Below are 26,771 nucleotides of genomic sequence, written 5' to 3' on the forward strand. Positions count from 1 at the left end.
GCGACGTGGCCAGGTGAGTGGCGTACCGACGTGGTGCGCCGTCACCAGGAGTTCGGAGCCGACGGGCGCATGGATGCCCCTGGTGGAGTGATGCCAGTCACTTCCGATGGGTGCGTCGGTGCACCTTCGGCGTACGTGGGAGCGGCGGCTCCGACACTGGGTAACCCAATGGTCAAGGTCTGTGATGTGCTCCAGGGCGTCGGCGTGTGCTGTCTGACGCAGGAGTTGCGGCGCATGAGCACCGTCAGGCCGATGGCGAGAAGGGCGAGGAGGATCGATGCCAACCAGGCCCGGAACTCCGCGTGCGGGTGGGCACCCGTACCGATGCTGGTCAGACCGAGCACCGAGGAGACGATGGCGCCGGATAAGCCGAACACGGAGAGAATATACATGTTGACCAGCGCCATGAGAGCTGGGGCGACTCCAACGGTGTAGCGGAATGCTCGGCTGGTGGGGGATGAGAATCCCAGATAAAGACTGATCGAGGCGATGGTGGCCACGATGATCATGATGACCACCCCGGCAGTGAGCGGTATTCCCTGACCGTCCGGCCTGCCTGAGGGGGACATCCACACGTTGGCTGAATGGTCGCTCAGGTCCGATTGATATATTTCTCCATGGATGCACAGTCTCATGAGTCGATGGGCCATGGACACGAGGAGGAATAGGTTCACCGCCATTCCGAGGTTGACCAGCCATTGTCGAGGGGGGCGGGTGGTCCTCCCCATCAGGGTCGTGAAGATCGCCGCACCACCGGTGGCCAGAAGACACAAAATGGGGAGGGGGTTTCCGATGATGCTGTTGTTAAGGATCAATGTGTCGATGAAGAATATTTGAAGTGCGGCTGCGGTCGTGATGGTACTGGCTTGGTTCCTGGTGATGGTGATGATGGGAATAGGGAGAAGGATGAGCCACCAGGCACCCAATGTATGTGGAATGTAATACAGTGCTTTGTAGTAGTCTTGCGTTGTGGGATTCTGCAAGGAGGGGAAGGCGGGGTGCGCGGACGCGTCATTGATTGCCCATATCACATGAATCCCAACTGCTAACAGCGTCAGCACGAGGGCGGCCACTCGGTCGCGCCTCCAGGGGGCGGGTGAGGAGAGGGCGGCCTTGTGGGTGACACCGAGTGGCGGTGCGCTGACCATCGATGGCCGGGCGAACGACTGCGGGGTCACAGAAGCAGGACTGGGAGAGAACCTGGGAAAGCTGGCGGTGGGACCCGCCGAGTAGGGGGCGGCATCAGTCCCGTTGGCGACGATCCCGCTGGCGGGCTGGCCAATGCTGGACAGGTGCGGGGCCACCGGCTGTGTCGGAGTAGCTGTCTGCCCGCGGAAAAGATGGGGGTAGTCGGCCCGCTGCCCGCTCTGGGGAACGTGGCCCGGTGTGTAGGGCGCATGCGGGGGTGGCGAGGAGGGGGCCGGCCCGTCAGGCATCACGCCGTACGGCGTCGCCGGGTGATGCTCGGAGGCGCCCGACGGCGTTGGGCTGGGGCTGCTCTGAGGAGGTTGAGGTGGCTGCCGCATACGTGGCATTGTGCTTGAGGTGCCGGCCGGTGTCGATGACCAGGGCGACGCTGCGTGCTGGACCCGCGATTCCGGATGGGCTCAGTACCCGCTGTATCCGCTCCCCCACGGTGACTGGGACCGATGGTGCCGGCTGAAGCGGTTCTGCATGCCCCCTGCCCCTCCAGCATGAAGTCCCTGCTGGATGCCGCTCACGGACTCCCGGTTGGTGAGCTGACGGGCGGCAGCCACCGCCGATCCGATGGTGATGATCCCGATGACGACGACTGTCAGCAGCATGAAACCGGTTTCGGATGGCGTGTGGCTGTGTCCGTCACTCGAGAGTATTCCGAAGGCGGTGGAGACGATGATGTTGTAGAGGGTCAGCAGGGATGCGCAGGCAATGGAGGTTATCTTGAAAATCTTGTCGTAAGAGCCTCGGGCCGCCTGGATGGAGCTGATACCCGAAAGGACGACGATGAGGCTGGAGAATGCCAGGCTCGGTATCAGAGGAATGCCGCCCCCATCGGATTCCGACCACACGAGCCAGAGGTGTGACGTGTAGTGAGTGACACTCCGACCTTGCGATACCAAGATGTAGGTGATCCAGCCTAAATTTGCGAAACGGTGGATCGCGTTGAAGAGGATGAACTGACAAGAGCCCACGGCGAGGGTCACGATCCAGGACCGCGGCTCCTGCAGCCTCTGGTTGAGTCGTACGGTGGCGACTGCCCCGACTGTGGCGACGACGAAAGAAAGAACAATGATGACGGCGTTGATGTGAACCTGATGGGACTGGGCGGTCCCGGTTGGGAGCATGAGCATCAGAAATCCGTACCACAGCGCTAATCCTGTCATCTCGGAAATGGGCTGGTTTCGGAAGAGGCGCCGGACGGCGAGGAAGAGCCACCACAGGCTCGGTGTGATGCTGAGGTATATCAGTGAGGCCGTCAGTCTGGAGATGGAGAGCCAGCTTTGCTTGCCCGCAAGGTACACATTCATAGAAGTAATGAAGCTCACGGTCTCCAGTGCGGAGAGCGCGAGCAGGGCCACGAGTGCCAGGGTCTTCGCACCGCGCCACGGAACACCCTGTCCTGTGCCGATGGACTGAGGTGAGGTGGCTTCCGGGCGCGCACCGCCCAGCTGCGGCGGTCTGGCGGAGGTGGCGTAACCCGGGGCGGAGTAGCCCGGGGCGGTGACTGCCCCGACCAGGTACCCGGCCCCGGTGTCCGATCCCGCGCCTCGTGGGTAGTGCGGGTACTGCTGGTACTGCTGCTGATGCGGCTGGTACTGCGGTGCGAAGACGTGTGCGGACGCAGACGGATGGGGCTGCCCCGGGAGGGCGGAGGCCCCGGGTGAGTGAGGCGCCGACTGCGTTGGGATCGCACCCTGTTCAGGGAGCACGTAGGCGCCGTAGCCGGCCGGCGTCGGCGCTTGTCCGTAGGTCGTCCCGCCCTGTGGAGCGCTCACCGGAGGTCGGCCGTAGGCGGCCTGCGGAGCGTACGACGGACTCGATGGGCCGCTCTGTTCCTGTGGCGGCCCTGGATGGGCAGGTGGGTAAGTCATGGCAAGGTCCTGATGGTCGTGGCTCTCCGTTCCGGAGCTGCGCCTGTACCCCCGAGTCCTTCGGGGCGTCCGGCCCCCAGGAGTGGCAGCTCAGTCGCGTGCGAAGTACGAGACGAAGTTGCGGATGATCTGTCCGGCGTCGTGCGCCTCAGCGGACCGGGCCTGAGTGAGGATGTCCTCGCTCATGTCCGGGTCGCCGTAACCGGCCTCGTCGTAGATGCTGACGCGCCGCTCGAACCGGACGGCGTCGAGCTCGGGGTTGAACTGGCAGGCGTAGACGTTCCTGCCCACGCGCAGCATCTGGACCGGGCAGTCGGGCGAGCTCGCCAGCAGGGTCGCGTGCGCGGGCACCTCCCCGACGCCCTCATAGTGGCCTGCGAACACCGTGACCACCTGGGGGAGTCCCTCCAGGACCGGGTCCTCGCGACCCTCCGCCGTCAGGAACAGGTCGACGGCGCCCAGCTCCTCACCGAACTCCTCCTGCGTCCCGGTGCCCAGGTAATCGGCCAGCACCTGCAGCGCGACGCCGGTGGCCAGGAGGGGGATGCCCTCCTTGAGAACCACCCCGAGCAGCTCGCGGATCTGCTCCTCGACGTTGCGTTGACTGCGGGTCTTCTCAGCCGCCGGCGTGTCCGCGTTGTAGGGGCTGGCCCCGATGAGCACCCCGGAGACATCGGCCGCGGTGAAGGAGTCGAGGAAGTCGACCTCCTCCAGGGCGATGTGCTGCAGGTCGCCGCGTGATAGGCCGCTCTGAGCCAGGAAGGACTCGTACTCGTCCTGCGCCGCCTCGTGCTCGGGGCGCGTAGTCACCATGATGAAAGGCTTCACGGGACCACTGTAGGGGACCTGATGGCAGGGTGTGGCCGTGTGGCCCTAGGTCACGAACAGCACGAGCACGAGGATGCAGGACCACAGGACCATGGAGGCTCCTCCCAGAACGAGCCCCAGCCAGGCCAGTCCCTCACCGGAGTCGTAGCTGTGGCGCAGGCGCCGCAGCGCACTGATGCCCAGGAAGATCGCGGCGACGCCGATGAGGGGGATGAAGCTGAGCAGTCCACCGAGCAGGGCGGCCGACGCCCTGGAGTCGGTACGAGGGAGGGGTGCCGTGTAGCCGGGGCCGGAGAAGATCTCTGCCGGGTCGAGGTTCTCGGTGCCGGGGAAGACGAATCCCGGAGGGAGCCCGTTGACGTACTGCTCCGAACCCGGCGAAAAGGGCGGTGCGCTCTGTCCTGGAGGGGAGGTCCCGGCGGTGCTCATGCCCACATCTTGCACCGTCGGGGCCCGATGGCGGCATCCTCCCCACGGACGACTCCGGGCGGCGGCCGGACGCCCGCGAGGGGCCCGTCAGGCGCCCGCGAGGGGACCCGGTCCGCGCACCTCCCGCGCAGGGGCTATGCTGAAGTCCCGGCAGGCTCTGCCGGGTCCTGCCAAGCGTCCCGCGGGTCTCCCGCGAGTGGATTTCCCACGGGACACAGTCATTCCCCTCGTTGCTTAGGCAGGAGCTCACTCGTGTCCTCTTCCCCCTCTCGTGGCTGGCGCCTGCACGGCGATGGCCGGTCCATCGCTCCGGGCGAGGTCGTCGCCCCCGGTGAGCGTCTTACCTGGCCGCGCACCATCGGCATCGGTGTCCAGCACGTCGTCGCCATGTTCGGCGCCACCTTCCTGGTGCCGCTGCTGACTGGCTTCGACCCGGCGACGACGCTGTTCTTCACCGGTGTGGGCACCCTGCTGTTCCTGGGCATCACCTCCGGGCGCCTGCCCAGCTACCTGGGCTCCTCCTTCGCGCTTCTCGCCCCCATTGGAGCCGTGACCGGTTATACACGTGACAGCGGTGCTCCCCTTGATCCCCACAGGGCCGCCCTGGCGCAGGGCGGGATCATCTCGGTGGGGCTGTGCCTGCTGGTGGTGGGCGTCATCGTCCACCTGGTCGGGTCTGCCTGGATCGACCGTCTCATGCCGCCGATCGTCACCGGCGCGATCGTCGCCCTCATCGGCTTCAACCTGGCCCCCGCGGCCTGGGGCAATGTCACGAAGGGCCCCGTGACGGCGGTCGTCACGATCGTCTCGATCCTGGTCATCACCGTCATGTTCAAGGGCATTATCGGGCGACTGGCGATCCTCATCGGCGTGCTCATCGGCTACGCCACCGCGATGCTGCGCGGGGAGGTCAACTTCGACAACGTCGCCAAGGCCCCCGTTCTGGGGCTGCCCGACTTCCACGCCCCGGCCTTCGACGTGCGCTACCTGGGCCTGTTCATCCCCGTGGTGCTCGTCCTCATCGCCGAGAACATCGGCCACGTCAAGTCCGTCTCCGCCATGACCGGGGAGGACCTCGACGACGTCACCGGCCGGGCCCTGTTCGCCGACGGGCTGTCCACCATGCTCGCCGGCACCGGCGGTGGCTCGGGCACCACCACCTACGCGGAGAACATCGGCGTCATGGCCGCCACCCGCGTCTACTCCACCGCCGCCTACGTGGTGGCGGCGCTGAGCGCCCTGGGCCTGTCCCTCCTGCCGAAGTTCGGCCAGATCATCGCCACGATCCCGGCCGGTGTCCTGGGCGGGGCGGCCACTGTCCTCTACGGCATGATCGGCATGCTGGGGGTGCGCATCTGGGTGCAGAACCGCGTGGACTTCTCCGACCCGGTCAACCTCAACACGGCGGCCGTGTCCATGGTCGTGGCCATCGCCGACTACACCCTGGTTTGGGGCGACATGACCTTCAAGGGCATTGCCCTCGGCTCGGCGGCCGCCATCGGCGTCTACCACACCATGCGCTGGATCTCGAAGCTGCGCGGCACCAACCTGGAGCAGGCCTCCCCGGCCTCGGCCCCCGCCGGCACCGAGCTGGAGGGGCCGGCCTACTCCAGCCGCGCCGCTCACTCCCCCTCGGCCGCGTCCCCAGCAGAGGCCCCGACGTCGTCGAGCACCGATGGCGCTGAGGGCGCTGCTGAGAACCGCTCCTGAGCCCCTCACTGGCAGGTGCCGCAGAAAGGCGGCAGCCGATGTGCCGCACCGCGTACATCGGCTGCCACTCGGGCGAAGGGGGAGGGGCGTCGTCTGGGCGATCCCGCCCGGACTCGGCGGCCCCGGATCAGCTGGGCTTACTCGTGGCGGCCTTGTCCGCCGGGACGCAGTCGCTGGGGGCGGTGATGGGCTTGTCGGCGCCGAGAAGCTTGATCTCGTCCGACTTCAGCGCGTTCTGCAGGTACTCCTTGCCCAGGACCACCGAGACCGTGGTGTCGCTGTCGGACAGGCTGCGATCGAGCTGCACTGTGGAGTTGGGGAAGATCTGGGCCAGGGAGTAGGCATTGATCAGGCCGCCCTTGGACGCCATGATCTGGACCTCGCCGTTGTAGATGCCTCCGGGCCAGTCGTTCGCCGAGGTGATATGCAGGTCCGCCTCCTTCAGATCCTGCTGCACCGTGGTGGCCAGGCCCACCGATTCGGAGCCGTTGTAGATGTTGATCTTCTCGATCGTGGTGACGTCGACGGTCTTGGCGCCGCTGGGCGGGCAGGGCTGGGGCACGTAGGTCGCCGTGCTCTTGGGCTGCGAGAAGCCCGGGTTGTAGGCGGGCAGGATGCCCAGCGATACCAGGAGGCTCACGGCGACAGCGACCACCATGACAGCCAGGATGGTGCCGATGACGGTGGCCTGACGGTGCTGCATGTGCCGCCGGTACTCGGTGCGCGGATCTGCGGGACTACTCACGCGAACCAGAGTAATGGACGACGGCACTCATCGGGTGGTGGTGGGCTCGATGTGACATGGGACCGAGCCGCGGCCCGTGGGCCTCGTGTGAGTTACTGAGTGCCGCCGGTGAGGGTCAGGCGCTCGGCGGCGCAGGGGCGAGCCGCGGCACCCCGTCCTCCGTGACCTCCAGGATGCGGGCGTGGATCGCGGTGCGTCCCTGCAGGGCGGCGCGCAGTGCCCGGTGCAGGCCGGTCTCCAGGTAGAGGTCCCCCTTGAAGGAGACGACGTGGGCGAACAGGTCACCGTAGAAGGTGGAGTCGTCATCCAGGAGGCTGCGCAGATCAAGGGTCGCGCGGGTGGTGGTGAGGTCAGCCAGGCGGATCTGTCGAGGTGCGATGACGGCCCAATCGCGCTGAGTGGTGACCCCGTGGTCGGGGTAGGGGGGCCTCTCTCGCACTGCCTTGAAGATCACGGCAACATTCTAGTGAATGAAGCGACCGGAGGTGTGTGGGGGAGCCGTGGGCCGCCCAACACCCCAGCCCGTCCGCGGTGCTGGTCCGCCGGGGTGGACCTTCTGCGTACTCCTCCGAGGAGGGGGGGACCATTCCGTTATCTGTCTCACTAGATGGAATGTGTCCTGTAGAACGGTCATTTCGTCATCTCTCTGTGATTGGCGTTATCACTGCGATATCTGGTGGTTTGCTGGGAAGATGGGACGTCTGATGCCGGAAATCGGCGGGACGCCTGACTTTCTGACTGTTCCCCTCCTCTTCGGGGCTCTAGTACCGTGTTGGCTGCACCGACCTCGACCGAAAGGATGCCGCAGCCATGACCATCGCGGTCCGCCGAAGCGGCTTCACCATTCCCCTGTCCCTCGTCGTTCTCACCTCGACCGCCATGCTCCTGGCCGGTTGTCAGTCCGGCGGTGCCTCCGACGCCAATCAGCAGGGCACTACGGGCTCATCTGCGAAGGCGCAGTCGACGGCCAGCGCCGAGGCGACCTCCGGGCAGAAGGCGGGGCACGCCTCTCCTCGCATCCCGAGCCCCACCGGTAAGGGCTCCAACAACTCATCCGCGCAGCAGCCCTCCTCCGGCTCTCAGTCCCGCCCTGCGAGCCCGCGGGCCAGTGAGCCCCGGCCCGCCGCCGGCGGGAACGGCGCCACCAAGGTGGCGGCCTCCGGCAAGACGGACGCTCCGAGCCAGCAGAGCGGCAGTGCCTCCAAGGCCCCGCAGGCTCAGGGCAACGCGAACAACGCCGGCGGGGCCCACGCCGGGACCGCTCAGAAGCCGCAGCCCGCGGCTCCTGAGGCGCAGAAGTCCTCCGAGGCCGCCCAGCCCGCGCAGGCTCCCTCCGACAGCTCTGACAAGTCGGCCGACAAACCGGCCGATCAGGCCATCGACAAGCCTGCTGACGCACCGGCTGACAAGGACGCTACCGCGCAGGCGCCCTCCGAGCCTGCCGCCCCCGCTGATGAGTCGGCCGGTCAGGCCACGTCCTTCGTTCCGGACAACCTCGTCTCGGAGAAGACGGCCATGATCGTGTCGCCGTCGGGCAACATCGGCTGCGACCTGTCCGCCCACTTCGCCGGCTGCGGTGTGCTGTCCTACCGCTCCGACGGCACCTACGGCCGGGACGAGGCGGGCTCGCCGAAGTGGTGGTTCGACCTCAGCTCCGGGGGCACTCCGCAGCTCGGCGGCCGCAGCGAGGGCGCTTTCTCGCTCGATGAGGCCTTCCGCGGTGGCGGGGCCTCCTCGCCCCAGGTGGTGGAGTACGGTCAGTCCGTCACCTTCGGGTCCTGGGTGTGCAGCTCCGAGGAGACCGGCATGACCTGCCGTAACACCGAGACCGGCCACGGCGTCTTCCTCAGCTCCGCGCGCTACGAGACCTTCTGAGTCGGACCTGACTGTATTCCGATCGCGCGTATGCTCGCCCCGGTTCCCAACCGGGGCGAGCATGCTTCCATGTCCAGAAAGAAGACACCGTGTCCGAGTCTTTTGAAGCTCCTGGCGCGTCGAGCGGTGCTGGCCACTACGGCTACATGCCCCCGGCGCCGGGCTTCGACGGGGCCTACGGCTGCCAGCAGCTACCCGTCTCCATGGTCCTCGCGCAGCCTCCGGTGCCGCGGATCGAGGTGGGTGATGCCTTGAAATGGGCCTGGGCCAAGACCTTCGCCAATCCCCTCATCATCGCCTGGATCCCGCTGAGCCTCCTGGCAATGGCGCTGGTGGTGTCCGGACTTGTCAGCGTGGTCGGTGAGGACAATGGCGCGCTCATTGCCGCGATCGGGATTCCGATGGCGCTGCTCTGGGGGCTGATGGTGGCGCTGGGTCTCTATACCGCCGCGCTTCGGATCGCCCGCGGGGAGAAGGTGACGCTCCGCTCCCTCGTTGTGCCTCCTCATGGCTTCGACGCGGCTGCCGCGCTCGTGCTCGTCGGTCTTGCGGGCTCCATCGCCTCCCTCTTCCCCCTCGGAGGCCTGGTGGTCGGCTACTTCTGCTGGGTGGCGGTGGTCGTTGTCATGAACGAGGGATGCTCCTGCTTCAAGGCGATTGGTCGCTCATACCGTCTCATGAGGCAAGGCGGTAATGCGCCGCTGCTGGCGCTCACCATCATCCCCGTCTACTTCGGTGGGCTGCTGACCGTCATAGGGCTGCTCGTGGTCATCCCGATGATCTTTCTCATGACGGTCTATGTCTACATGCGTATGTCCGGTGGTGACGTAGCGCGTTGACTGTGGTGGCCGGGCTGACTGGGGTGATCACGCCGACGGTGGCTGCTGCGTCTCTGTCCGGTTGACTCACCTGGGGCGCAACGGGCCGGTGAGGTAGTGCTGGATCGTCGGCCCGACGACCTCCACCAGATGGTCGACGCTGGCGCTTGCGACGGGTTCCAGGCGCAGCACGTAGCGGATCATGGCCAGTCCCACCAGCTGGGACCCGGCCAGGGTGGCCCTCTCTCGTGCTGATATCCCCGACAGGCCCGACTGCTTGAGGGCCTCGGCCATGGGGGTGGCGATCTGCTCGGTCGCGTAGCTCTGGATCGCCTCTGGGGAGCTGACGTCCGTGGCCATCCACCGCAGCAGGGTGCGGAAGGTCGCCCCACCGGCGGCATCGTCCCAGGCGGTCAGTGACAGCCTCACCAGGCGGGGGCCGGCTGAGCGCAGGTCCCCGCTGACGACGGCCGCGATCTCCTCGCTCGCCCGTACCCTCAGGTTGACGGCCGCCCCGAACAGATCGCCCTTGGAACCGAAGTAGTACGACACGAGTGCCGGGTCCACCCCGGCCGTGCGGGCCACTGCCCGGATCGTCGTGCCCTCGTAGCCCAGGGCCAGGAACGACTCGCGCGCGGCGGTCAGGATCGCATCCCGCGTGGAGGGTGGCTGGGTGCTGCCGGTCGTCGGCCGACGCCGGGGTCCTCGGCGTCGTGTGTGACCAGGGCGGGGGTGATCGAGCCTCACCTCCTCGGGCGAGGCGCTCGGCTGTGGAGCGCTGAGGGCATCACTGGTCACTCCAGGAGATTACGAGTGCCGCTGCTGCCCGTGGTGACCAGTCCTGCAGAAACCGGAGAAGTTCCGGGAGAACACAGCACTTGATCGGGGTCAGCGAACCCGAGAGGGTGTGACGGTCGCCCTATTTTTAGGGAAGTTTATCGGTGCGATATTCAACGTTGTTCAGGTTCTTGGAGTGGGCGTCACATAACCGCAGGAGATTCTGGCCGTCATTGCACCAAGAAGTCGAGGTGGTGGAGGGCGGGTCGCACGGTCATTTCAACACCGTTGAGACTGATGGTTCGCCTCGATACGGTGGGGTCCAGCCCACATCGTCGTCGGCTCACAGAGGGTCGGCGTAGGCGCGCGCCGAGGTGAAGCATGTCTGTTCCCGATCCTGTCTCCATCTCGCGGAGGTTTGCCTCCTCCGCGACCACGGGGTCGGTTGCGCAGTCGGTGGACCTGGGCTGTGACGGTCGTGCCCCGGCAGACGGCACCAGTGCCCTACGGATGGGGTTGGATATCGGCTCGACCACCATCAAGCTGGTCCTTCTCCCTGAGCGTCTGCCCGAGGTGCCTGCGGGTGCCCCGGCCGACTCGGCGTCGGGGAGTCCGGTGTCGCCGGTGTTTGCTGAGTACCGTCGTCACAACGCGGATGTGCGTGGTGAGCTGACCCGGTTGCTGGAGGAGGTCGGCCGGGCATATCCGGGCGCCGTCGTGCGTGGGGCGGTGACCGGCAGCGCCGGGCTGTCCCTGGCCACCCTCATGGGTCTGCCCTTCGTTCAGGAGGTCATCGCCGAGACCGAGACGGTGCGCGTGTGCGATCCGCGGGCCGACGTCGTCATCGAGCTCGGTGGTGAGGACGCCAAGATCACCTACCTCCACCCCACCCCCGAGCAGCGCATGAACGGCACCTGCGCGGGCGGTACCGGTGCCTTCATCGATCAGATGGCTCAGCTCCTTCACACCGACGCCGCCGGCCTGGACGATATGGCCTCGCGCCACACGACCCTCTACCCCATCGCCTCGCGCTGCGGCGTCTTCGCCAAGTCCGACCTCCAGCCGCTCATCAACCAGGGTGCTGCGAGTGAGGACCTGGCTGCCTCCGTCCTTCAGGCCGTCGTCACCCAGACCATTGCGGGCCTGGCCTGCGGGCGTCCCATCCGTGGCCACGTCATGTTCCTGGGCGGGCCGCTGCACTTCCTGCCCCAGCTGCGCGCCGCCTTCGAGCGGACCCTGGCGGACCAGGTCGACTCCTTCACATGCCCCGACAACGCCCAGCTCTACGTCGCCATCGGCGCCGCCCTGCTCTCCTCGGGCGAGCCGACGCCGATCTCCGAGCTGTCCACCCGCCTGGCCACCCGCAAGGCCCTGTCCCTGGGCACCTCCCGGATGCGCCCGCTGTTCAAGGACGCCGCCGAGCTGGAGGCCTTCCGCGAGCGGCACGCCCGCGCGCACATTGAGCGGGCCCACTGGCCGGTCCCCGAGAAGCCCTCCGAGGAGAGCGGACCTGAGCCGGACGTACCGGACGACGAGCTCGACGGTATCGACGACGAGGGACCCCATGCGGCCTCGGCGTCGGGGACGGGCGGGGAGTTCCGGGACGGTGACTGCTTCCTGGGGATCGACGCCGGCTCGACGACGATCAAGGCCGTGGTCCTGGACGGGCGCGGGCGGATCGTGTGGGAGCACTACGCCGGCAACGAGGGCGACCCGGTGACGGCCGCCGTGGAGATCCTGCGCCGCATCCACCGCGAGATGCCTGATGGCGTGCGGATCGTGCGCTCCTGCGTCACCGGTTACGGGGAGTCCCTGGTCAAGGCGGCGCTGCGCATCGACGAGGGCGTCGTCGAGACGATGGCGCACTACCGGGCGGCGGCCTACCTCAACCCCGGGGTCACCTCGGTCATCGACATCGGCGGCCAGGACATGAAGTACCTGCGCATCAAGGGCGACGCCATCGACTCCATCAGCGTCAACGAGGCCTGCTCGGCCGGCTGCGGCTCCTTCCTGCAGACCTTCGCCCGGTCCATGGGGCTGGAGATCGTTGAGTTCGCCGAGGCCGCCCTGCACGCCGAGCGGCCGGTGGACCTGGGCAGCCGCTGCACCGTGTTCATGAACTCCTCGGTCAAGCAGGCCCAGCGCGAGTCGGCCACGGTGGGGGAGATCAGTGCGGGCCTGTCCTACTCGGTGGTGCGCAATGCCCTGTACAAGGTCATCAAGCTCAAGGACGCCGACCAGCTCGGCGAACGGGTCTCGGTCCAGGGCGGCACCTTCCTCAATGACGCGGTGCTGCGGGCCTTCGAGCTGCTCACCGGCCGGGAGGTGGTGCGCCCCGACATCGCCGGCCTCATGGGCTGCTTCGGTGCGGCCCTGAGCGCCCGGGCCACCTACGGCGGCGTGCCCTCGGGCCTCATGAGCCTGGGCGAGCTCTCCCGCTTCAGCCTGACCACCGAGACCGCCACCTGCAAGCTGTGCCAGAACCACTGCCAGTTGACCATCACCACCTTCAACGACGGTCAGCGCCACATCTCCGGCAACCGCTGCGAGCGGGGCGCCACCCAGGAGCGGCGCGCCACCAAGTCCGACCTGCCCAACCTCTACGACTACAAGTACAAGCGGGCCTTCTCCTACCGGCGCCTGCGCGAGGGCGCGGCCACGCGCGGGGACATCGGCATCCCCAGGGTGCTGGGCATGTACGAGAACTACCCCCTGTGGTTCACGGTGCTCACCTCGCTGGGCTTCCGCGTCATGATCTCGGGGCGCTCCAACCACGAGCTCTTCGAGTCCGGCATGGACACGATCCCCTCGGAGAACGTCTGCTACCCGGCCAAGCTCGCCCACGGGCACATCGAGGCCCTCATCGCCAAGGGCATCACGACGATCTGGTTCCCCTGCGTCTTCTACGAGCGCGAGCTCGTCCAGGGCGTCGCCGACCACTTCAACTGCCCGATCGTGGCCACCTACCCCGAGGTCATCCGCAACAACGTCGAGGCCGTACGCGACGGGCGGCCCCACGGTGGCGAGGGCGCCGACGGCGCTGAGGGAGGAGCAGGTTCCGGAGGCTCGGGCGTGCGAATGCTCTCCCCCTTCCTCAACCTGGCCGACCCCGCCACCCTGGCCGAACGGCTCGTCGAGGTCTTCGCCGACTGGGGCGTCACCCTGCCCGAGGCGCGCCGGTCCGTGGCCGCCGGCTTCGCCGAGGACGCCGCCTTCAAGGCCGACGTGCGCGCCGAGGGCCGCCGCGCCCTGAGGTGGATGGAGGATAACGGCCGCAAGGGAATCGTCCTGGCCGGACGGCCCTACCACATCGACCCCGAGATCAACCACGGCGTCCCCGACGTCATCAACACCCTGGGACTGGCCGTCCTGTCCGAGGACTCCCTCCTGCCCGAGCCCGACACCGCAGCCACCGAGGTGCCGGAACCGGGTGTCTCCGAGACCAGCACCGGGCCGGTCGCCGGCGGATCCGACGTCGCGACCACCACGACTGCAGGGCGGGCCGGGAAGCCCAGGATCTCCGAGGAGACCGGGGATGCCGGTAAGCCCTGCCGGCCCGGGAAAGCTGAGTCGGGAGGGCGCCCCGCCAGACCGGCCAGGCCCAAGAAGCCCAAGAAGACCGACTGGGCCGCCATCGCCCGCCAGGCCGGCTCGTCACCCGGCACGGACCAGGCCCTCGACCCCGGGGACGGCGCCGAGCACGCCGTCGCCACCGGGGCGCTCAGCCGGGCTGTGGCCGCACTGCGCCGCCGGGTGGACGAGCTCCGCCCCGACCCGCAGGCGCCCGCCGACTGGTCCGACGTCACCGGCGTCGGCCTGCCCACTCCCAAGCCCGTGGCCACCCAGGGCGTCGCCAGACGCCTGCGGGTGCGCGACCAGTGGGCCTACCACTCGCGCCTCTACCAGGCCGCCGAGCTCGTCACCACCCGCGACGACCTCGAGCTCGTCCAGCTCAACTCGTTTGGCTGCGGCGTCGACGCCCTGACCACCGACCAGGTCCAGGAGATCCTGGAGTCCGCCGGAGGGGTCTACACGAGCCTCAAGATCGACGAGGTCTCCAACCTCGGCGCCGCCACCATCCGCCTGCGCTCCCTGGCCGCCGCCTCCGAGGCCCGTGCCGCGGAGAAGACGGCTCACGCCGAGGAGGCCGTCAGGGAGGCTTGCGACGAGGCCGATGGCACTGTCGACGATGCCGTCGAGATCGACACGACCGCTCCCGTCGATGAGCCCTCCGCGATGGCCGCCGCCCGGACCGTTGAGAAGACGGCCGACCGGAGCGAGGCGAGCGGCGCCGTCGGAGGGCGGGAGCTGCCGGGGGCCACCGGTCCGGTCTTCACCGAGGCCATGCGCGCCACCCACACCATCCTCATGCCCCAGATGAGCCCCGTGCACTTCCGGCCCCTCGAGCCGCTCATGCGGCGCCTTGGCTACAAGGTCGAGCTGCTTCAGTCCGCCACCCGTGACGACCTCGAGGTGGGCCTGCGCTACGTCAACAACGACGCCTGCTTCCCCGCCATCATGGTCATCGGCCAGCTCATCGGCGCCTTCACCGACGGCAGCCACGACCCGGACTCCTGCGTCGTGGCCATCTCCCAGACCGGCGGCATCTGCCGGGCCACCAACTACGCCGCCATGCTGCGCAAGGGCCTGCGCGAGGCCGGCTACCCGCAGGTGCCGGTCCTGGCGATCTCCCTGCAGGGCATCGAGTCCAACCCCGGATTCGAGCTGACCGCCACCATGGGCCTCAAGATGCTCCAGGGCATCATCATCGGCGACACCCTCAACACCTGCCTGCTGCGGGTGCGCCCCTACGAGGTGGTCGAAGGCTCCACCCAGGAGCTCGTCGATCGCTGGAACCGCATCATCGCCGAGTACTTCGAGCACAAGGGCCGCTGCCCCACCTGGGGCGGGCGCATCGGCTACCGCCGCCTCCTGCGCGAGATGGTCCGCGAGTTCAACGACCTGCCCCGCCGCGACGAGCCCCGGCGCCCACGTGTCGGCGTCGTCGGCGAGATCCTGGTGAAGTTCCAGCCCGACGCCAACAACCACGTCATCGACGTCATCGAGGCCGAGGGCTGCGAGGCGGCCGTCCCTGGGCTCCTGCCCTTCTTCCTGTCCGGGCTGGTAACTGCCCAGTGGGAGGCGGACGCCTACGGCATCGGCAAGGGGAGTGTGGCCAAGAAGAAGGCGGCCGTCTGGTTCATTGAGCAGCTCCAGGCCCCGGCCCGTGCCGCCCTGCGCGCCGCCGGCGGTACCTTCGATATCGAGCCCTCCACGGTCGAGCTGGCCCGCAAGGCCTCGACGGTGCTCTCCCTGGGCAACCAGGCCGGGGAGGGCTGGCTGCTCACCGGCGAGATGATCGAGCTCATCGAGCACGGCGTGCCCAACGTCGTGTGCTGCCAGCCCTTCGCCTGCCTGCCCAACCACGTGGTGGGCAAGGGCATGTTCCGCGAGGTCCGACGCCGTTACCCCCAGGCCAACATCGTGGCCATCGACTACGACCCCGGCGCCAGCGAGGTCAACCAGCTCAACCGCATCAAGCTCATGATCTCCACCGCCCTCATGGAGCAGGAGAGCATCGGGACCGATGCCTCAGCGGTCGGAGGCAAACAGCAGACCCGCGCGACCGGTCGCGCTGTAGGTGAGGAGCTGCTGGCGGGACTCGGGCCGGTGGGCGACGGGACGCCGTCGTCCCCGGACGTTGCCGGGGCAGAACGCCGTCGTCAACGGAGTAGGGCCCTCAGCCGCTGAGGGAACCGGTGGGGGCTACTTCTTGGAGTTCTTGGCCGAGCCCTTGACCTGTGACTTGTCCCCCTGGGTGACGACGCAGCTGATCTTGCGGTCACCCTGGGCCCAGGTGCCGTCACTGGGCATGAGGTACTCGATCTGGTAGCTGGTCTGGCTGGACTCGATTCCGACGTACTTGGTGAAGTCCTCGCCCAGGCAGAAGCCCTGGCCCAGGGAGTCGAGTGCTTTTCCTTCGGGGAGCTTCTTGATGTCGTCGCCGAAGGTGCTCTGGGCGATGACCTCGTAGGTGTGCGCCTTGGAGCAGTCGACCACGGTGACCTCGCCGACTGCGTTCTTTCCGCCGGACTCCTTGCTCACGGTGTTGTAGCACTGCCCGACCTCGAGGTCCTTGGTGGCGGTGGTGGTTTCCGAGGAGAACAGGCCGCAGGAGGTCAGCCCCATGGTGACAGCGGCTGCGACGGGGAGGGCGAGGAGTGAGGTCAGGGTGCGCATGACTCGAACCGTAACAGCCGGAATGGTGGGATTGTGCCGGTTTTCTGCGGGAATCTGACCACGGTCGCAAAGTCGGCTGAAAAATCCGGGATAAGGACCGGGTGGCGACATGAGACGGAGAAACGGAGAGTCGCCACCCGGCCGGAGTGGGAGGCAGGACGGTGTTCGCGAGACGTGGGAAAGAAGAAGTGGCTCTTCTCAGCCGGTGCTCCGCCTGTGCGCGGCCGTCCTGCTCGATGAGGACAGACTAGGAGTTCTTGATGGAATTGTTCAATGGTGTGTCATCCGGGTTCTGGGCGAAGCAGGTGAATGAGTGGTCCCCCTGGTCCCAGGAGGACTGCACGGGGGTGAGGGCCGCTACTTGGTACTTCTCGGCCGTGGAGGGAGACCCCACATAGCTCTTCAGCACCGGCGTGCAGACGGTGGAGATCTCCTCCGGGGTGTCGGCCTCGGTGTAGCTGGAGGCTGTGGACTGTCCGGTCCCGATCACCTCGTACTGATGGGGAGTGGAGCAGTCGACGACCTTCGCGCCCGTGGTGCCCGTCTCGCCGTGCTTGGTGCCGGTGACCATTTCGGTGACGCAGTTGCCGGTCTTGAGGTCGCTGATGTCCACGGTCTTGGCGTCGCCCTCTGCTCCGGTACTGGAGTCGGCTGAGGCGCTGGCCTCGGGAGTGGTCGAGGAGTCGTCATCGGAGTCCTTGGCCTCCTTGTCCTTGGGGGACTCCGTGGAGTCGGCCTCGGCTGAGGAGGAGGCGCGAGTGGAGGGGATGCTCACCGCATCCTCATCACAGGCGCTGAGGCTCAGGGCGAGAAGGAGCGCAGTCGGCAGGGCGATCAGGGGTGAGGCTTTCGTGAGCATGGTGCAATCGTGGCAGGGGCTGACGGCGTCGTCGATGGGGAGAGGTCCCTACGGATCGCCTGCCGTGGGGCAGAGGAGAGTACTGCAAAAACCCCGGAATCGCAGAGATTCCGGGGTGGCGGCGGAGGATGGGGGATTCGAACCCCCGAGGGCTTGCACCCAACACGCTTTCCAAGCGTGCGCCATAGGCCACTAGGCGAATCCTCCAGGCGCTCCACGCGGCGACAACCACGTGCAACGAGAAAGGAATATATCGGACCGCCCATCCCCGGGGCCAGCCCGGGGCGGTGGGATCTGTCACGCGGGGCTGGTTGGGACGGTTCGCAACCGGGGGCCGGATCGGGTAGTCTCTCGCTCGGCCCCTCGTGCGGCGTCATCCAGCGAATCCCCCAGGACCGGAAGGTAGCAAGGGTAAGCGGGCTCTGGCGGGTGCGCGAGGGGTCCTCATGTACTCGGGTGGAGGCCGGTCTGATGTGCACCGGTTGCCTGAGGGGATCAGGCCTCGACGGCGTCGACCTCCACCAGGCGGCCGGTGGCCAGTTCCAGGACGAAGCCGCGTACGGCATCGGTGCGGGGGATGAACGGCGAGGCCTTGATGCGGGAGATCGACTGGCGCACGCTGGCGGCCAGGTCGGTGAAGGCCCCCGGCGCCCAAGTCGGCCGCGCACCCGTCTCCTCCGCCAGGGCGCGGCACAGCTCCTCGTCGGAGAAGGAGAGCATGCCGCAGCCGGTGTGGTGGATGACGAGGATCTCCTCAGTGCCCATCAGCCGCTGGCTGATCGTCAGGGAGCGGATCGTGTCCTCGGTGACCAGGCCGCCGGCGTTGCGGATGACGTGCGCCTCGCCCGGGGCGAGCCCCAGGGCCGCGAAGACGTCCACGCGCGAGTCCATGCACGCGACGACGGCGACCTTCTGCGTGCCCTTGGCCGCCAGGCCGCCCCGGGCGAGGACCTCGGCCGAGTAGGTGGCATTGCGGGTGACAAGAACCTCGGTGACGGGCATGGTTCCTCCGTTTCTCAGTCGGCGACGCACCGGCTCCCCCTATCGTGCCAGATAGGAGCCGACCCGCCCGGTGCCTCGCACGGGGTCGGCCCGGCCGATTAGGCTCGGGCCGTGACCACCGCTCTGTACCGCCGCTACCGCCCCGACACCTTCCAGGAGGTCATCGGGCAGGACCACGTCACCGCTCCGCTCATGGCGGCGCTGCGGGCCGACCGCGTCACCCACGCCTACCTCTTCTCCGGCCCACGCGGCTGCGGCAAGACGACGTCGGCGCGCATCCTGGCCCGCTGCCTCAACTGCGCCCAGGCCCCCACCGACACCCCCTGCGGCACCTGCCCCTCCTGCCGGGACCTGGCCACCGGCGGCCCCGGCAGCCTCGACGTCGTCGAGATCGACGCCGCCAGCCACAACGGCGTCGACGACGCCCGAGACCTGCGCGAGCGCGCCGCCTTCGCCCCGGCCCGCGACCGCTACAAGATCTTCATCCTTGACGAGGCCCACATGGTCACCGCGCAGGGCTTCAACGCGCTGCTCAAGCTCGTCGAGGAGCCGCCGGCGCACGTGAAGTTCATCTTCGCCACCACCGAGCCGGAGAAGGTCATCGGCACCATCCGCTCGCGCACCCACCACTACCCCTTCCGCCTCGTCCCGCCCGACGTCCTCGAGGGCTACCTCGGCCACCTGTGCCAGGCCGAGGGCGTCGAGATCGGCCCCGGCGTCTTCCCCCTCGTGGTGCGCGCCGGCGGTGGCTCCGTGCGCGACACCCTCTCCGTCATGGACCAGCTCATCGGCGGGGCGCACGACGGCGGCGTCGACTACCAGCGGGCGGTCGCCCTGCTGGGCTACACCGACACCACCATGCTCGACCAGTGCGTCGACGCCATCGCGGCATCCGACGGCGCCGGCGTCTTCCGGGTGGTTGACCGGGTCGTCTCCTCCGGGCACGACCCCCGCCGCTTCGTCGAGGACCTGCTGACCCGGCTGCGTGACCTCCTCGTCATCGCCCTGGCCGGCTCCGAGGCCGGTGCGGCGCTCGGCTCCATGCCGGTTGGTGAGCTCGAGCGCATGGACCTTCAGGCCCGCACCATGGGGGCCGCCGCCCTCTCCCGCGCCGCCGACACCACCGCCCAGGCCCTGACCGCCATGGTCGGCGCCACCTCCCCGCGCCTCCAGCTCGAGCTGCTCGTGGCCCGCCTGCTCATCCCGGCCGGCGGGGCCGCCAGGGCCGACGGTGTTGCAGCTGCTGGAGGCCCCGCCGGACCCGCTGGGAGCGCCGGACAGTCGGCCTCGCCCGCCCTTGGTGGTGCGGGTGCCGGTGCGGTCGGCGACGCTGCCGGTGCCGCGCCCGCCGGGTCCGGACGCGAGATGGCCGCCCAGATCGCCCGCCGGGCCTCCGCCGACGCCGCCGGCCGACGCGGGGGCCGGCGACCCGAGAACGCCGGGGGACCCGGGAGCACAGCACCTGCTGAGGCTCCTCAAGCATCCCAGTCCGACGTCGCTTGGGGAGCGGCCCCTGCCGCACCCTCGGCCGCGGCGGTGCCGGCCCCGCGACCGGTCGAACAGCCCTCACGTGGATCTGAGGCGGCCAGTGCCCCGGCCGTCCCGAGTGTGCCAGCAGCCCCTCAGGCACCCCAGTCCGACGCCGGTTGGGAGGCGGCCTCTGCCACGCCCTCGGCTCCTTCTGCCCGGGGAGGCGCCGGCGCCGCCGGCGGCCCGGGCAGGGCCGAGGCGGCCGACGCGGAGATGATCCGCACCCGCTGGGAGGAGGTCCTCGAGGCGGCTAAGCGCTCGCGGCGCGCCACCTGGGCGCTCGTCGGTCCCAACTCCCGACCGGGCACCGTCTCCGGGGGCGTCTTCACGCTGCTGTTCGCCGCCCCCGGCCTCGTGGGAGCCTTCGAGAACGGCGGGCACGGCCCCATCTTCTCCGCGGCCCTCCACCAGGCCCTCGGCCTGCGTCTCGAGGTGCACGCCATCGTCGCCGGTGACGACGGGCCGGAAAGCCCAGGAGGCCCGGGAGGCTCAGGAGGCCCGCACGGTCCTGGAGGACCTGGCGGTGCGCCCGCCGGGGCAGGAGAAGCGAGCGCTCCCGGTCGCGACGTCGGCCACACAACCGGTCTCGGCGGGTCGCAGGGCTCCTACGGCGGCACCCCCGATGCAGGCCCGGGCGGAGCCGTCCCGCAAGCGAGAGCCTTCGACTCGGCAGGCTCGGCCGCCGGTGGCGGGGCGGAGGACGCCAACGGCGCCGGGACGCACACCGGTGGCCAGGGTCCGGTCGAGGTTGCGGCGGCCCCGGTCGTCGGCAGTAGTGCTGCCAGCTCTGGCCACAGCGTCGGACGTGCGGGGTTGCACGGCTCCGCGAGTGCGCCAGTCGCCTCATCCGCTTCCGCGCCCCAGGCGCTCGCCACCCAAGACCCCACCAGTGCTGCCCACGACGGCCAGGCGGCAGGTCAGGGGGCAGCACAGCCGACCGACGTCGAGTCGGCCACCCGTCCCGAGGTGCACCGGCCCGCCTCCACCACCTGGGACGACGGCTCCCCGATCCTCGAGCCCCCGCCCGAGGACGACTGGGGCGCCGATCCCTACGCCGAGGACTCCGGGTATGCCGGTGGGGCCATCAGTGCCGACGAGCCTACCGGCCCCGCTCAGCCCACCGACCCCGCGGGACCCCACTCCGCCCCGGCCCCCGCCGTGCAGGAGACTGCGACCTCACCGGCGCCGCAGCCGGCTCCGGCCGGTGCCGATCCTGCCGCCCCCACCGAGTTCCAGGCGGTCCCCCCAGCCTCCCCGGCCGTCCCCGCTGACGCGCGCCCGGCGCCCGCCGCCCACGCGGCCCCGATGGCATCGACGGTTCCCGCCAGCCCCACCGATCCCGACGACGGCTGGGGGCCCGTCGCGATCCCCGGTGGCGGGTCAGCCCCGGCGCCGGCCTCAGCGCCCGCCCCCGCCGCGGGCGGTACCGACCCGGACGACGGCTGGGGGCCGGTCGCCGTCCCCGGAGGTGGAACCGTGCCCACCCAGTCAGCACCGGCCTCCGTGCCCTCCTCCCCGCCGCCCGCCGCCCCGCCCTCCTCGGGAGCGCCCACGGCACCCGCGCCCACCGGCCCCCAGTCCGCTCCCGCTCCGGCCCCGACGTCGGCTCCTGCTGCCTCAGCCTCTCCCGCGCAGTCCCGCTCCGCGCCCGCCGCGCAGGCGCCCGATGAGGCGCCCCTGGCCACCGTCCACCGTCTGCGCGCCCTGCCGGAGATTCCCGGTGGGGCCGCGTCGACTCCGGCGGCCCCCCGCTCCCTCCAGCAGACGTCCTCCTCCCCGTCCCCGCAGGCACCGGGGGCCGGCAGCGCGCCGGTCGCCCCTGGCGCCCCGGTGACCACCGCCGGATCACCCGGCCTGGCCCCCGTCACCTGGGAGGGGACGCCGTCGAGCCCCTTCACCCCGGGCCCGGCCCCCGAGGAGCCCAGCGCCTCGAGCGCACCACCCGAGGACGAGTCCACCTGGGCGCCGTCGGGCATCGCCGGCTCGCGACTGGCCGCCGCCATGGCCGCCGCCCGCGCTGCCGCCCAGGAGGCCGACACCGACTCCCTGGCCGACGACACCCCCAGCGAGGACGACCCCGACGCCGAGGACGCCGGCGTCGTCGGGCTCGAGGTCGTCAAGCGGATCCTCGGCGCCCAGGTCATCGAAGAGGTCACCGTGACCCAGGAAGGACGCTGACATGCCCGCCGTCTACGAAGGCGCCGTTCAGGACCTCATTGACGAGTTCGGCGAGCTGCCCGGCATCGGTCCCAAGTCCGCCCAGCGCATGGCCTTCCACGTCCTGGCCGCCGACTCGGCCGCCGTCGAGCGCCTCATCGAGGCCCTGCGCGCCGTCAAGGCCAAGGTCCGCTTCTGCGAGACCTGCGGCAACATCGCCGAGGCCCCCCAGTGCACCATCTGCCGTGACCCCCGCCGCGATCAGCGCGTCATCTGCGTCGTCGAGGAGCCCAAGGACGTCGTCGCCATCGAGCGCACCCGCGAGTACCGGGGGCTCTACCACGTGCTCGGTGGCGCCATCGACCCCATCAACGGTGTCGGCCCCGACGACCTGCGCGTGCGCGAGCTCTTCAGCCGCCTGGGAGACGGCGAGGTCGAGGAGGTCATCCTGGCCACCGACCCCGACGTCGTCGGTGAGGCGACCGCCGCCTACCTCACCCGCATGCTGCGCACCATGGCCGTGCCCGTCTCCCGGCTCGCCTCCGGCCTGCCCGTGGGTGCCGACCTGGAGTACGCCGATGAGGTCACCCTTGGGCGGGCTTTCGAGGGCCGACGTCGCGTCGAGGACTGACCGCCACCTCCACTCCTCGCGCCGAGCCGGGCACTCTTCGCCCACCCCGACGGAAAAACGCTAGGGCTACGCGAAACCTGCCCGGCTCGATGGGAGGGTCAGGCCAGACGCACACCGCGCGGCAGCCTGCCGGCCGGCACGCGCAGACGCCCAGGCCGCCAGCAGCTTGCCGACGACGATCTCCTGGCTGCGCAGCGCCGTGGCCTGCAGCAGCGCCAGGGTCGCGTCGGCCCGGTCGCCGTTGATGGACGTCGCCGACAGCGTGGGAGCGACGATGAGCCCGATCCCCAGCACGAAGCAGACGACCAGGTCATAGAGGGACAAGAGGTACTCCGTGCTGGAGCTGTTGGGCATCAGCACCTTGACGGTGATCACCAGCCCGCCGCACAGCAGGATGAGGACCGCCAGCCAGATCCCCAGCATGATGCGCCAGCGCGTGGCCCTCACCCGCTGACGCAGCTCGAGCACCATGATGGTGCGCACACCGGTCCAGGTCATCGGCGTTCTCCTTCCAGGGCCAGGTAGGTCTCCTCCAGGGTTCCGGACAGCGGGGCGAAGGAGACGACCTCCACCCCGGCCTCGACGGCCTCCCGCAGCAGATGGGCCGCTGCCGTGTCATCGGCGACCGGGACGCGCACGGCGCCGTCCTCCTCAGCCGTGACGGGCAGCTGCGTGGAGTGCGCCCACTCGCGCAGGCGCCCGGCGTCCAGTGCCCGCATCCGCCAGGTCCGCCGTACCGCGACCGGGGTTGCGGCGCCGGAACCCGCCTGGTCGGGTGCCGGAGCCCACCCCGACGGCGAGGCGACGGCGGTCCCGTGAGACATGAAGACGACGTCGTCGACCATCTCCTCCATCTCCGACAGGATGTGGCTGGAGAGCAGGATCGTGGTGCCGCCCGAGGCCAGGTCGCGCAGCAGGACACGCAGGTCGGCGCGCGAACGCGGGTCCATGCCGGCGGCCGGCTCGTCCAGGAGCAGGACCTTGGGGGCGTGGATGAGGGCGCGGGCCAGGCCCAGGCGCTGCTTCTGGCCGCGGGAGAGGACCCGGGAGGGCGTGCGCGCCATCTCATCGAGGTGGACGAGGGAGAGCATCTCCAGGGCTCGGGGGCGGGCGGCGTCGGCGTCCATGCCCTGGGCGGCGGCGATGGTGCGCGCCCGAGCCCGCCTCACTCCGACACTTCGACAAAAACTTCAGAAACGACGCGGCTCCGGGTCGTTTCTGAAGATTCGGTCGAAGTGTTGGCCGCCGGCTGTGGGCCGCCGGCTCCGAGCCGCGTGATGTGCCGGCAACACGGCGCACCGTATGCTTGCCCCAGCCACGTCGTCGTGGGCGCCGCACGGCGACGGCTCCACCCCCGGAAGCCCCTGCCAGGACGCCCGCTCCGGCGCGGAGCACCTGATGCTAGACACGCACTGATTCCAGGACCCGAGGAGCGCCCCATGGCACTGGTCGTCCAGAAGTACGGCGGCTCGTCCGTCAGCGACGTCGACGCGATGCGGCGCGTCGCACGGCGCATCGTCGCCACCCGCGAGGCCGGCAATACGGTTGTTGTCGTCGTCTCCGCGATGGGGGACACAACCGACGAGCTCCTCGACCAGGCCGCCGCCCTGACCACTGACGCCCCCGCCCGCGAGATGGACATCCTGTTGTCCGCCGGGGAGCGCATCTCCATGGCCCTGCTCGCCATGGCCGTCACCGAGCTCGGCGTGCCGGCACAGGCCTACACCGGTGCCCAGGCCGGTGTCCTCACCGACTCCAAGTACGGCAAGGCCTCCATCGTCGGGGTGCTGCCCGAGCGCGTGGCCCGCTCCATCCAGACCGGTGCGGTCGCCATCGTCGCCGGCTTCCAGGGCATCAACGAGGTCGAGGACACCACCACCTTGGGGCGCGGCGGCTCCGACACGACCGCCGTCGCCCTGGCCGCCGCCCTCAACGCCGACGTCTGCGAGATCTACACCGACGTCGACGGCCTGTTCACCGCCGACCCCCGCATCGTCCCCACCGCCAAGCGCATCGAGTCCCTCTCCAGCGAGGAGACCCTGGAGCTGGCCGCCCACGGCGCCAAGATCCTCCACCTGCGCGCCGTGGAGTACGCCCGCCGCTTCGGGGTGCCGCTGCACGTGCGCTCCTCCTTCTCCGACAAGACCGGGACCTGGATCTACGACGGTCGCCGCGAAGGCGCCTTCGTGCCCTCGGTCGTGGCCGCCCAGCTCGACGACGTCGTCGCCGCCGACACCGACAGCGCGCCCAGCGCCCCCAGTGCCGCGAGCCCGGAGGCCGCCGACGAGTCCGCGGGAGCCGCCCCGGCCTCGTCCTCAGACCCCGCCGGGCTCGACGACGGGCCCTCGGCCTCCGTCGTCGACACCGCGCACCGCAATGCCATCGCCGCACGGGCCCAGGCCCGCCCCCGCCCGAACGCCAAGGAGGACCACGTGGAAGCCCCCGTCATCTCCGGAATCGCCCACGACCGCAGCCAGGACAAGATCACGCTCGTGGGCGTGCCCGACGTCCCCGGCGCCGCCGCCCGCATCTTCGCCATCGTGGCCGGCACCGACGCCAACATCGACATGATCGTCCAGGACGTCTCCGCCGAGGGGACCGGCCTGACCAACATCTCCTTCACCTGCCCCGACGGCGACTCCGCCACCGCCCGCGAGGCCCTCGAGGCCGCCCGCGAGGAGCTGGGCTTCCGAAGCCTGCACTTCAACCCCGACATCGGCATCCTGTCCCTGGTGGGGGCCGGTATGCGCTCCAACCCGGGGGTCTCGGCGCGCCTGTTCGGCTCGCTGAGCGAGGCCGGGGTCAACATCCACATGATCTCCACCTCCGAGATCCGCATCTCGGTGGTGGTCGACGACGCCGTACTCGACGAGGCCGTGCGCGCCGTCCACTCCGCCTTCGGCCTCGACGCCCAGGCCGCCGAGGCGGTCGTCTACGGAGGGACCGGACGATGAGCAATCCCGTGAACACCTACACCGGAGTGGCCGACGGTGTCTGCGTCGCCGTCGTGGGGGCCACCGGCCAGGTCGGCCGCGTCATGCGCGCCATGCTGGCCGAGCGCGACTTCCCCGCCCGCTCGGTGCGTTTCTTCTCCTCTGCCCGCAGCGCCGGGACCGTCGTGGACTTCCGCGGCGCCCAGGTCGAGGTCGAGGACGTCGCCACCGCGGACCTGGCCGGCATCGACGTCGCCATCTTCTCCGCCGGGGGAGCGGCCTCGCGCGAGCACGCCCCCCGCTTCGCAGCAGCCGGGGCCGTCGTCGTCGACAACTCCTCGGCCTGGCGCAAGGACCCCGAGGTGCCGCTCGTGGTCAGCGAGGTCAACCCGCACGCGCTGCGCGAGCGCCCCAAGGGCATCATCGCCAACCCCAACTGCACCACCATGGCGGCCATGCCGGCCCTCAAGGTGCTGCACGAGGAGGCCGGGCTCATCCGCCTCATCGTCTCCACCTACCAGGCCGTCTCCGGCTCGGGGCGGGCCGGGGTGGCCGAGCTGGCCGGGCAGGTGCGCTCCGTCGTGAACGAGGACATGGAGGGCCTGGCCCTGGACGGGCGGGCCGTCGAGTTCCCCGCGCCGGAGGTCTACGTCGACACCATCGCCTTCAACGCCGTGGCCTGGGCCGGGAACGACGCCGGTGACGGCTCCGGTGAGACCGACGAGGAGCAGAAGCTGCGCAACGAGTCCCGCAAGATCCTGGGGATCCCGGACCTGCTGGTCTCCGGCACCTGCGTGCGCATCCCGGTGTTCTCCGGTCACGGGCTCAGCATCAACGCCGAGTTCGAGCGCGAGATCAGCGTCGAGCGCGCCCGCGAGCTGCTGGAGACGGCGCCCGGCGTCACCTACCAGGACGTGCCCAGCCCCCTCAAGGGCGCCGGCCGCGACGGCACCTTCGTGGGGCGCCTGCGTGCCGACCAGGCCTTCGCTCCGGGCCACGGCCTGCAGTTCTTCGCCGTGGGGGACAACCTGCGCAAGGGCGCGGCCCTCAACGCCGTCGAGCTCGCCGAGCTGGTCGCCGCCGAGCTGCGGGGCTGACTGGGTTTTTCCTTCTTCGTCGAGCCGGGCACTTCTCGCGTGAGGCGACCGTTCTTCGGTCGGGCCACG

18 protein-coding genes, 1 tRNA gene, 1 other RNA gene and 2 pseudogenes are annotated in these 26,771 nt (G+C 69.5%); 9 read left to right on the forward strand and 13 right to left on the reverse strand.

The features are described 5' to 3' along the window. Positions 1 to 41 precede the first annotated feature (41 nt). From FBF36_RS00835 to FBF36_RS00850, 4 genes are all read right to left on the reverse strand, one after another. Complete coding sequence (locus tag FBF36_RS00835; RefSeq protein WP_050792697.1) at positions 42 to 1,073, reverse strand: hypothetical protein; 1,032 nt, start codon at positions 1,071 to 1,073, stop codon at positions 42 to 44. Between the two features lie 534 nt (positions 1,074 to 1,607). Further along, positions 1,608 to 2,558 carry a hypothetical protein gene (locus tag FBF36_RS00840; protein ID WP_138136985.1) on the reverse strand — a complete coding sequence of 317 codons (951 nt, stop codon included), beginning with the start codon at positions 2,556 to 2,558 and terminating at the stop codon, positions 1,608 to 1,610. A 603-nt stretch (positions 2,559 to 3,161) separates the two neighbouring features. Further along, positions 3,162 to 3,899 carry a glutamine amidotransferase-related protein gene (locus FBF36_RS00845; RefSeq protein ID WP_034493578.1) on the reverse strand — a complete coding sequence of 246 codons (738 nt, stop codon included), beginning with the start codon at positions 3,897 to 3,899 and terminating at the stop codon, positions 3,162 to 3,164. Between the two features lie 45 nt (positions 3,900 to 3,944). Beyond that, positions 3,945 to 4,328: a DUF4190 domain-containing protein gene (locus FBF36_RS00850; RefSeq protein WP_009398641.1), complete on the reverse strand. Its 384-nt coding sequence runs from the start codon at positions 4,326 to 4,328 to the stop codon at positions 3,945 to 3,947. A 252-nt stretch (positions 4,329 to 4,580) separates the two neighbouring features. On the opposite strand from FBF36_RS00850, the gene FBF36_RS00855 reads away from it, so the two are divergent. Next, positions 4,581 to 6,038, forward strand: coding sequence for a uracil-xanthine permease family protein (locus FBF36_RS00855; protein WP_034493580.1), 1,458 nt, complete (start codon positions 4,581 to 4,583; stop codon positions 6,036 to 6,038). Positions 6,039 to 6,165: 127 nt separating this feature from the next. Here FBF36_RS00855 and FBF36_RS00860 read toward each other — a convergent pair whose 3' ends face one another. Then, the gene (locus FBF36_RS00860; RefSeq protein ID WP_009398643.1) at positions 6,166 to 6,741 is read right to left on the reverse strand and encodes a LytR C-terminal domain-containing protein; all 576 of its coding nucleotides are present in this window, start codon (positions 6,739 to 6,741) and stop codon (positions 6,166 to 6,168) included. 157 nt (positions 6,742 to 6,898) lie between these two features. Beyond that, a complete protein-coding gene (locus FBF36_RS00865; protein ID WP_009398644.1) occupies positions 6,899 to 7,237 on the reverse strand; it encodes a hypothetical protein in 339 nt (112 codons plus the stop codon). A gap of 356 nt (positions 7,238 to 7,593) precedes the next feature. Here FBF36_RS00865 and FBF36_RS00870 point away from each other — a divergent pair, with 356 nt between their 5' ends. Beyond that, entirely contained in the window at positions 7,594 to 8,658 is a 1,065-nt protein-coding gene (locus FBF36_RS00870) for a hypothetical protein (RefSeq protein WP_009398645.1), read from the forward strand. Positions 8,659 to 8,747: 89 nt separating this feature from the next. Next, positions 8,748 to 9,497 (forward strand): hypothetical protein, encoded by a 750-nt coding sequence (locus FBF36_RS00875; RefSeq protein WP_225792412.1) that lies wholly within the window; start codon positions 8,748 to 8,750, stop codon positions 9,495 to 9,497. Positions 9,498 to 9,563: 66 nt separating this feature from the next. On the opposite strand, the gene FBF36_RS00880 is transcribed toward FBF36_RS00875, so the two are convergent. Then, positions 9,564 to 10,274, reverse strand: a complete 711-nt coding sequence (locus tag FBF36_RS00880) for a TetR/AcrR family transcriptional regulator (RefSeq protein WP_034493584.1) — start codon at positions 10,272 to 10,274, stop codon at positions 9,564 to 9,566. Between the two features lie 489 nt (positions 10,275 to 10,763). On the opposite strand from FBF36_RS00880, the gene FBF36_RS00885 reads away from it, so the two are divergent. Further along, positions 10,764 to 16,004, forward strand: a complete 5,241-nt coding sequence (locus FBF36_RS00885; RefSeq protein ID WP_138137741.1) for an acyl-CoA dehydratase activase-related protein — start codon at positions 10,764 to 10,766, stop codon at positions 16,002 to 16,004. A 15-nt stretch (positions 16,005 to 16,019) separates the two neighbouring features. Here the strand turns inward: FBF36_RS00885 and FBF36_RS00890 are convergent, their stop codons facing one another. The 3 genes from FBF36_RS00890 to FBF36_RS00900 all read right to left on the reverse strand — a co-directional run bounded on the left by FBF36_RS00890 (position 16,020) and on the right by FBF36_RS00900 (position 17,559). Continuing rightward, the gene (locus tag FBF36_RS00890) at positions 16,020 to 16,493 is read right to left on the reverse strand and encodes a septum formation family protein (RefSeq protein ID WP_009394679.1); all 474 of its coding nucleotides are present in this window, start codon (positions 16,491 to 16,493) and stop codon (positions 16,020 to 16,022) included. Between the two features lie 247 nt (positions 16,494 to 16,740). Continuing rightward, positions 16,741 to 17,352 (reverse strand): septum formation family protein, encoded by a 612-nt coding sequence (locus FBF36_RS00895; RefSeq protein WP_009394681.1) that lies wholly within the window; start codon positions 17,350 to 17,352, stop codon positions 16,741 to 16,743. Positions 17,353 to 17,474: 122 nt separating this feature from the next. After that, a tRNA-Ser gene (locus tag FBF36_RS00900) sits at positions 17,475 to 17,559 on the reverse strand. A 147-nt stretch (positions 17,560 to 17,706) separates the two neighbouring features. Between FBF36_RS00900 and ffs the strand changes: the two genes are divergently transcribed. Beyond that, an RNA gene (gene ffs, locus FBF36_RS00905) (signal recognition particle sRNA small type) lies at positions 17,707 to 17,801 on the forward strand. Positions 17,802 to 17,847: 46 nt separating this feature from the next. On the opposite strand, the gene FBF36_RS00910 is transcribed toward ffs, so the two are convergent. Beyond that, positions 17,848 to 18,354, reverse strand: coding sequence for a beta-class carbonic anhydrase (locus FBF36_RS00910; RefSeq protein ID WP_009394683.1), 507 nt, complete (start codon positions 18,352 to 18,354; stop codon positions 17,848 to 17,850). Positions 18,355 to 18,465: 111 nt separating this feature from the next. On the opposite strand from FBF36_RS00910, the gene FBF36_RS13640 reads away from it, so the two are divergent. After that, positions 18,466 to 22,062: a DNA polymerase III subunit gamma and tau gene (locus FBF36_RS13640; protein WP_263970026.1), complete on the forward strand. Its 3,597-nt coding sequence runs from the start codon at positions 18,466 to 18,468 to the stop codon at positions 22,060 to 22,062. A gap of 1 nt (position 22,063) precedes the next feature. Next, complete coding sequence (gene recR, locus FBF36_RS00925; RefSeq protein WP_009393585.1) at positions 22,064 to 22,672, forward strand: recombination mediator RecR; 609 nt, start codon at positions 22,064 to 22,066, stop codon at positions 22,670 to 22,672. Positions 22,673 to 22,807: 135 nt separating this feature from the next. On the opposite strand, the pseudogene FBF36_RS00930 reads toward recR, so the two are convergent. Further along, a pseudogene (locus FBF36_RS00930) lies at positions 22,808 to 23,170 on the reverse strand (ABC transporter permease); the annotation flags it as partial. After that, positions 23,167 to 23,820, reverse strand: a pseudogene (locus FBF36_RS00935) (ATP-binding cassette domain-containing protein); the annotation flags it as partial. The pseudogenes FBF36_RS00930 and FBF36_RS00935, both read right to left, overlap by 4 nt. 291 nt (positions 23,821 to 24,111) lie before the next feature. Between FBF36_RS00935 and FBF36_RS00940 the strand changes: the two are divergent. Together FBF36_RS00940 and FBF36_RS00945 are read left to right on the forward strand one after the other, a co-directional pair. Then, a complete protein-coding gene (locus FBF36_RS00940) occupies positions 24,112 to 25,626 on the forward strand; it encodes an aspartate kinase (RefSeq protein ID WP_075376036.1) in 1,515 nt (504 codons plus the stop codon). After that, on the forward strand, positions 25,623 to 26,702 hold the full coding sequence (locus FBF36_RS00945) for an aspartate-semialdehyde dehydrogenase (protein WP_009394144.1): 1,080 nt from the start codon (positions 25,623 to 25,625) through the stop codon (positions 26,700 to 26,702). The genes FBF36_RS00940 and FBF36_RS00945 overlap by 4 nt, the downstream gene beginning before the upstream one ends. Positions 26,703 to 26,771 lie beyond the last annotated feature (69 nt).

This window comes from Actinomyces sp. oral taxon 171 str. F0337, from assembly GCF_005696555.1.
GTDB lineage: Bacteria > Actinomycetota > Actinomycetes > Actinomycetales > Actinomycetaceae > Actinomyces > Actinomyces oris_E.

Excerpts from the sequence above, each read along its gene's own strand:
- FBF36_RS00850 (WP_009398641.1), bottom strand. The coding sequence starts at position 4,328 with ATGAGCACCGCCGGGACCTCCCCTCCAGGACAGAGCGCACCGCCCTTT.
- FBF36_RS00860 (WP_009398643.1), bottom strand. The coding sequence starts at position 6,741 with ATGCAGCACCGTCAGGCCACCGTCATCGGCACCATCCTGGCTGTCATG.
- FBF36_RS00870 (WP_009398645.1), top strand. The coding sequence starts at position 7,594 with ATGACCATCGCGGTCCGCCGAAGCGGCTTCACCATTCCCCTGTCCCTC.
- FBF36_RS00885 (WP_138137741.1), top strand. The coding sequence starts at position 10,764 with ATGGGGTTGGATATCGGCTCGACCACCATCAAGCTGGTCCTTCTCCCT.
- FBF36_RS00890 (WP_009394679.1), bottom strand. The coding sequence starts at position 16,493 with ATGCGCACCCTGACCTCACTCCTCGCCCTCCCCGTCGCAGCCGCTGTC.
- FBF36_RS00895 (WP_009394681.1), bottom strand. The coding sequence starts at position 17,352 with ATGCTCACGAAAGCCTCACCCCTGATCGCCCTGCCGACTGCGCTCCTT.
- FBF36_RS00910 (WP_009394683.1), bottom strand. The coding sequence starts at position 18,354 with ATGCCCGTCACCGAGGTTCTTGTCACCCGCAATGCCACCTACTCGGCC.
- recR (WP_009393585.1), top strand. The coding sequence starts at position 22,064 with ATGCCCGCCGTCTACGAAGGCGCCGTTCAGGACCTCATTGACGAGTTC.
- FBF36_RS00940 (WP_075376036.1), top strand. The coding sequence starts at position 24,112 with ATGGCACTGGTCGTCCAGAAGTACGGCGGCTCGTCCGTCAGCGACGTC.
- FBF36_RS00945 (WP_009394144.1), top strand. The coding sequence starts at position 25,623 with ATGAGCAATCCCGTGAACACCTACACCGGAGTGGCCGACGGTGTCTGC.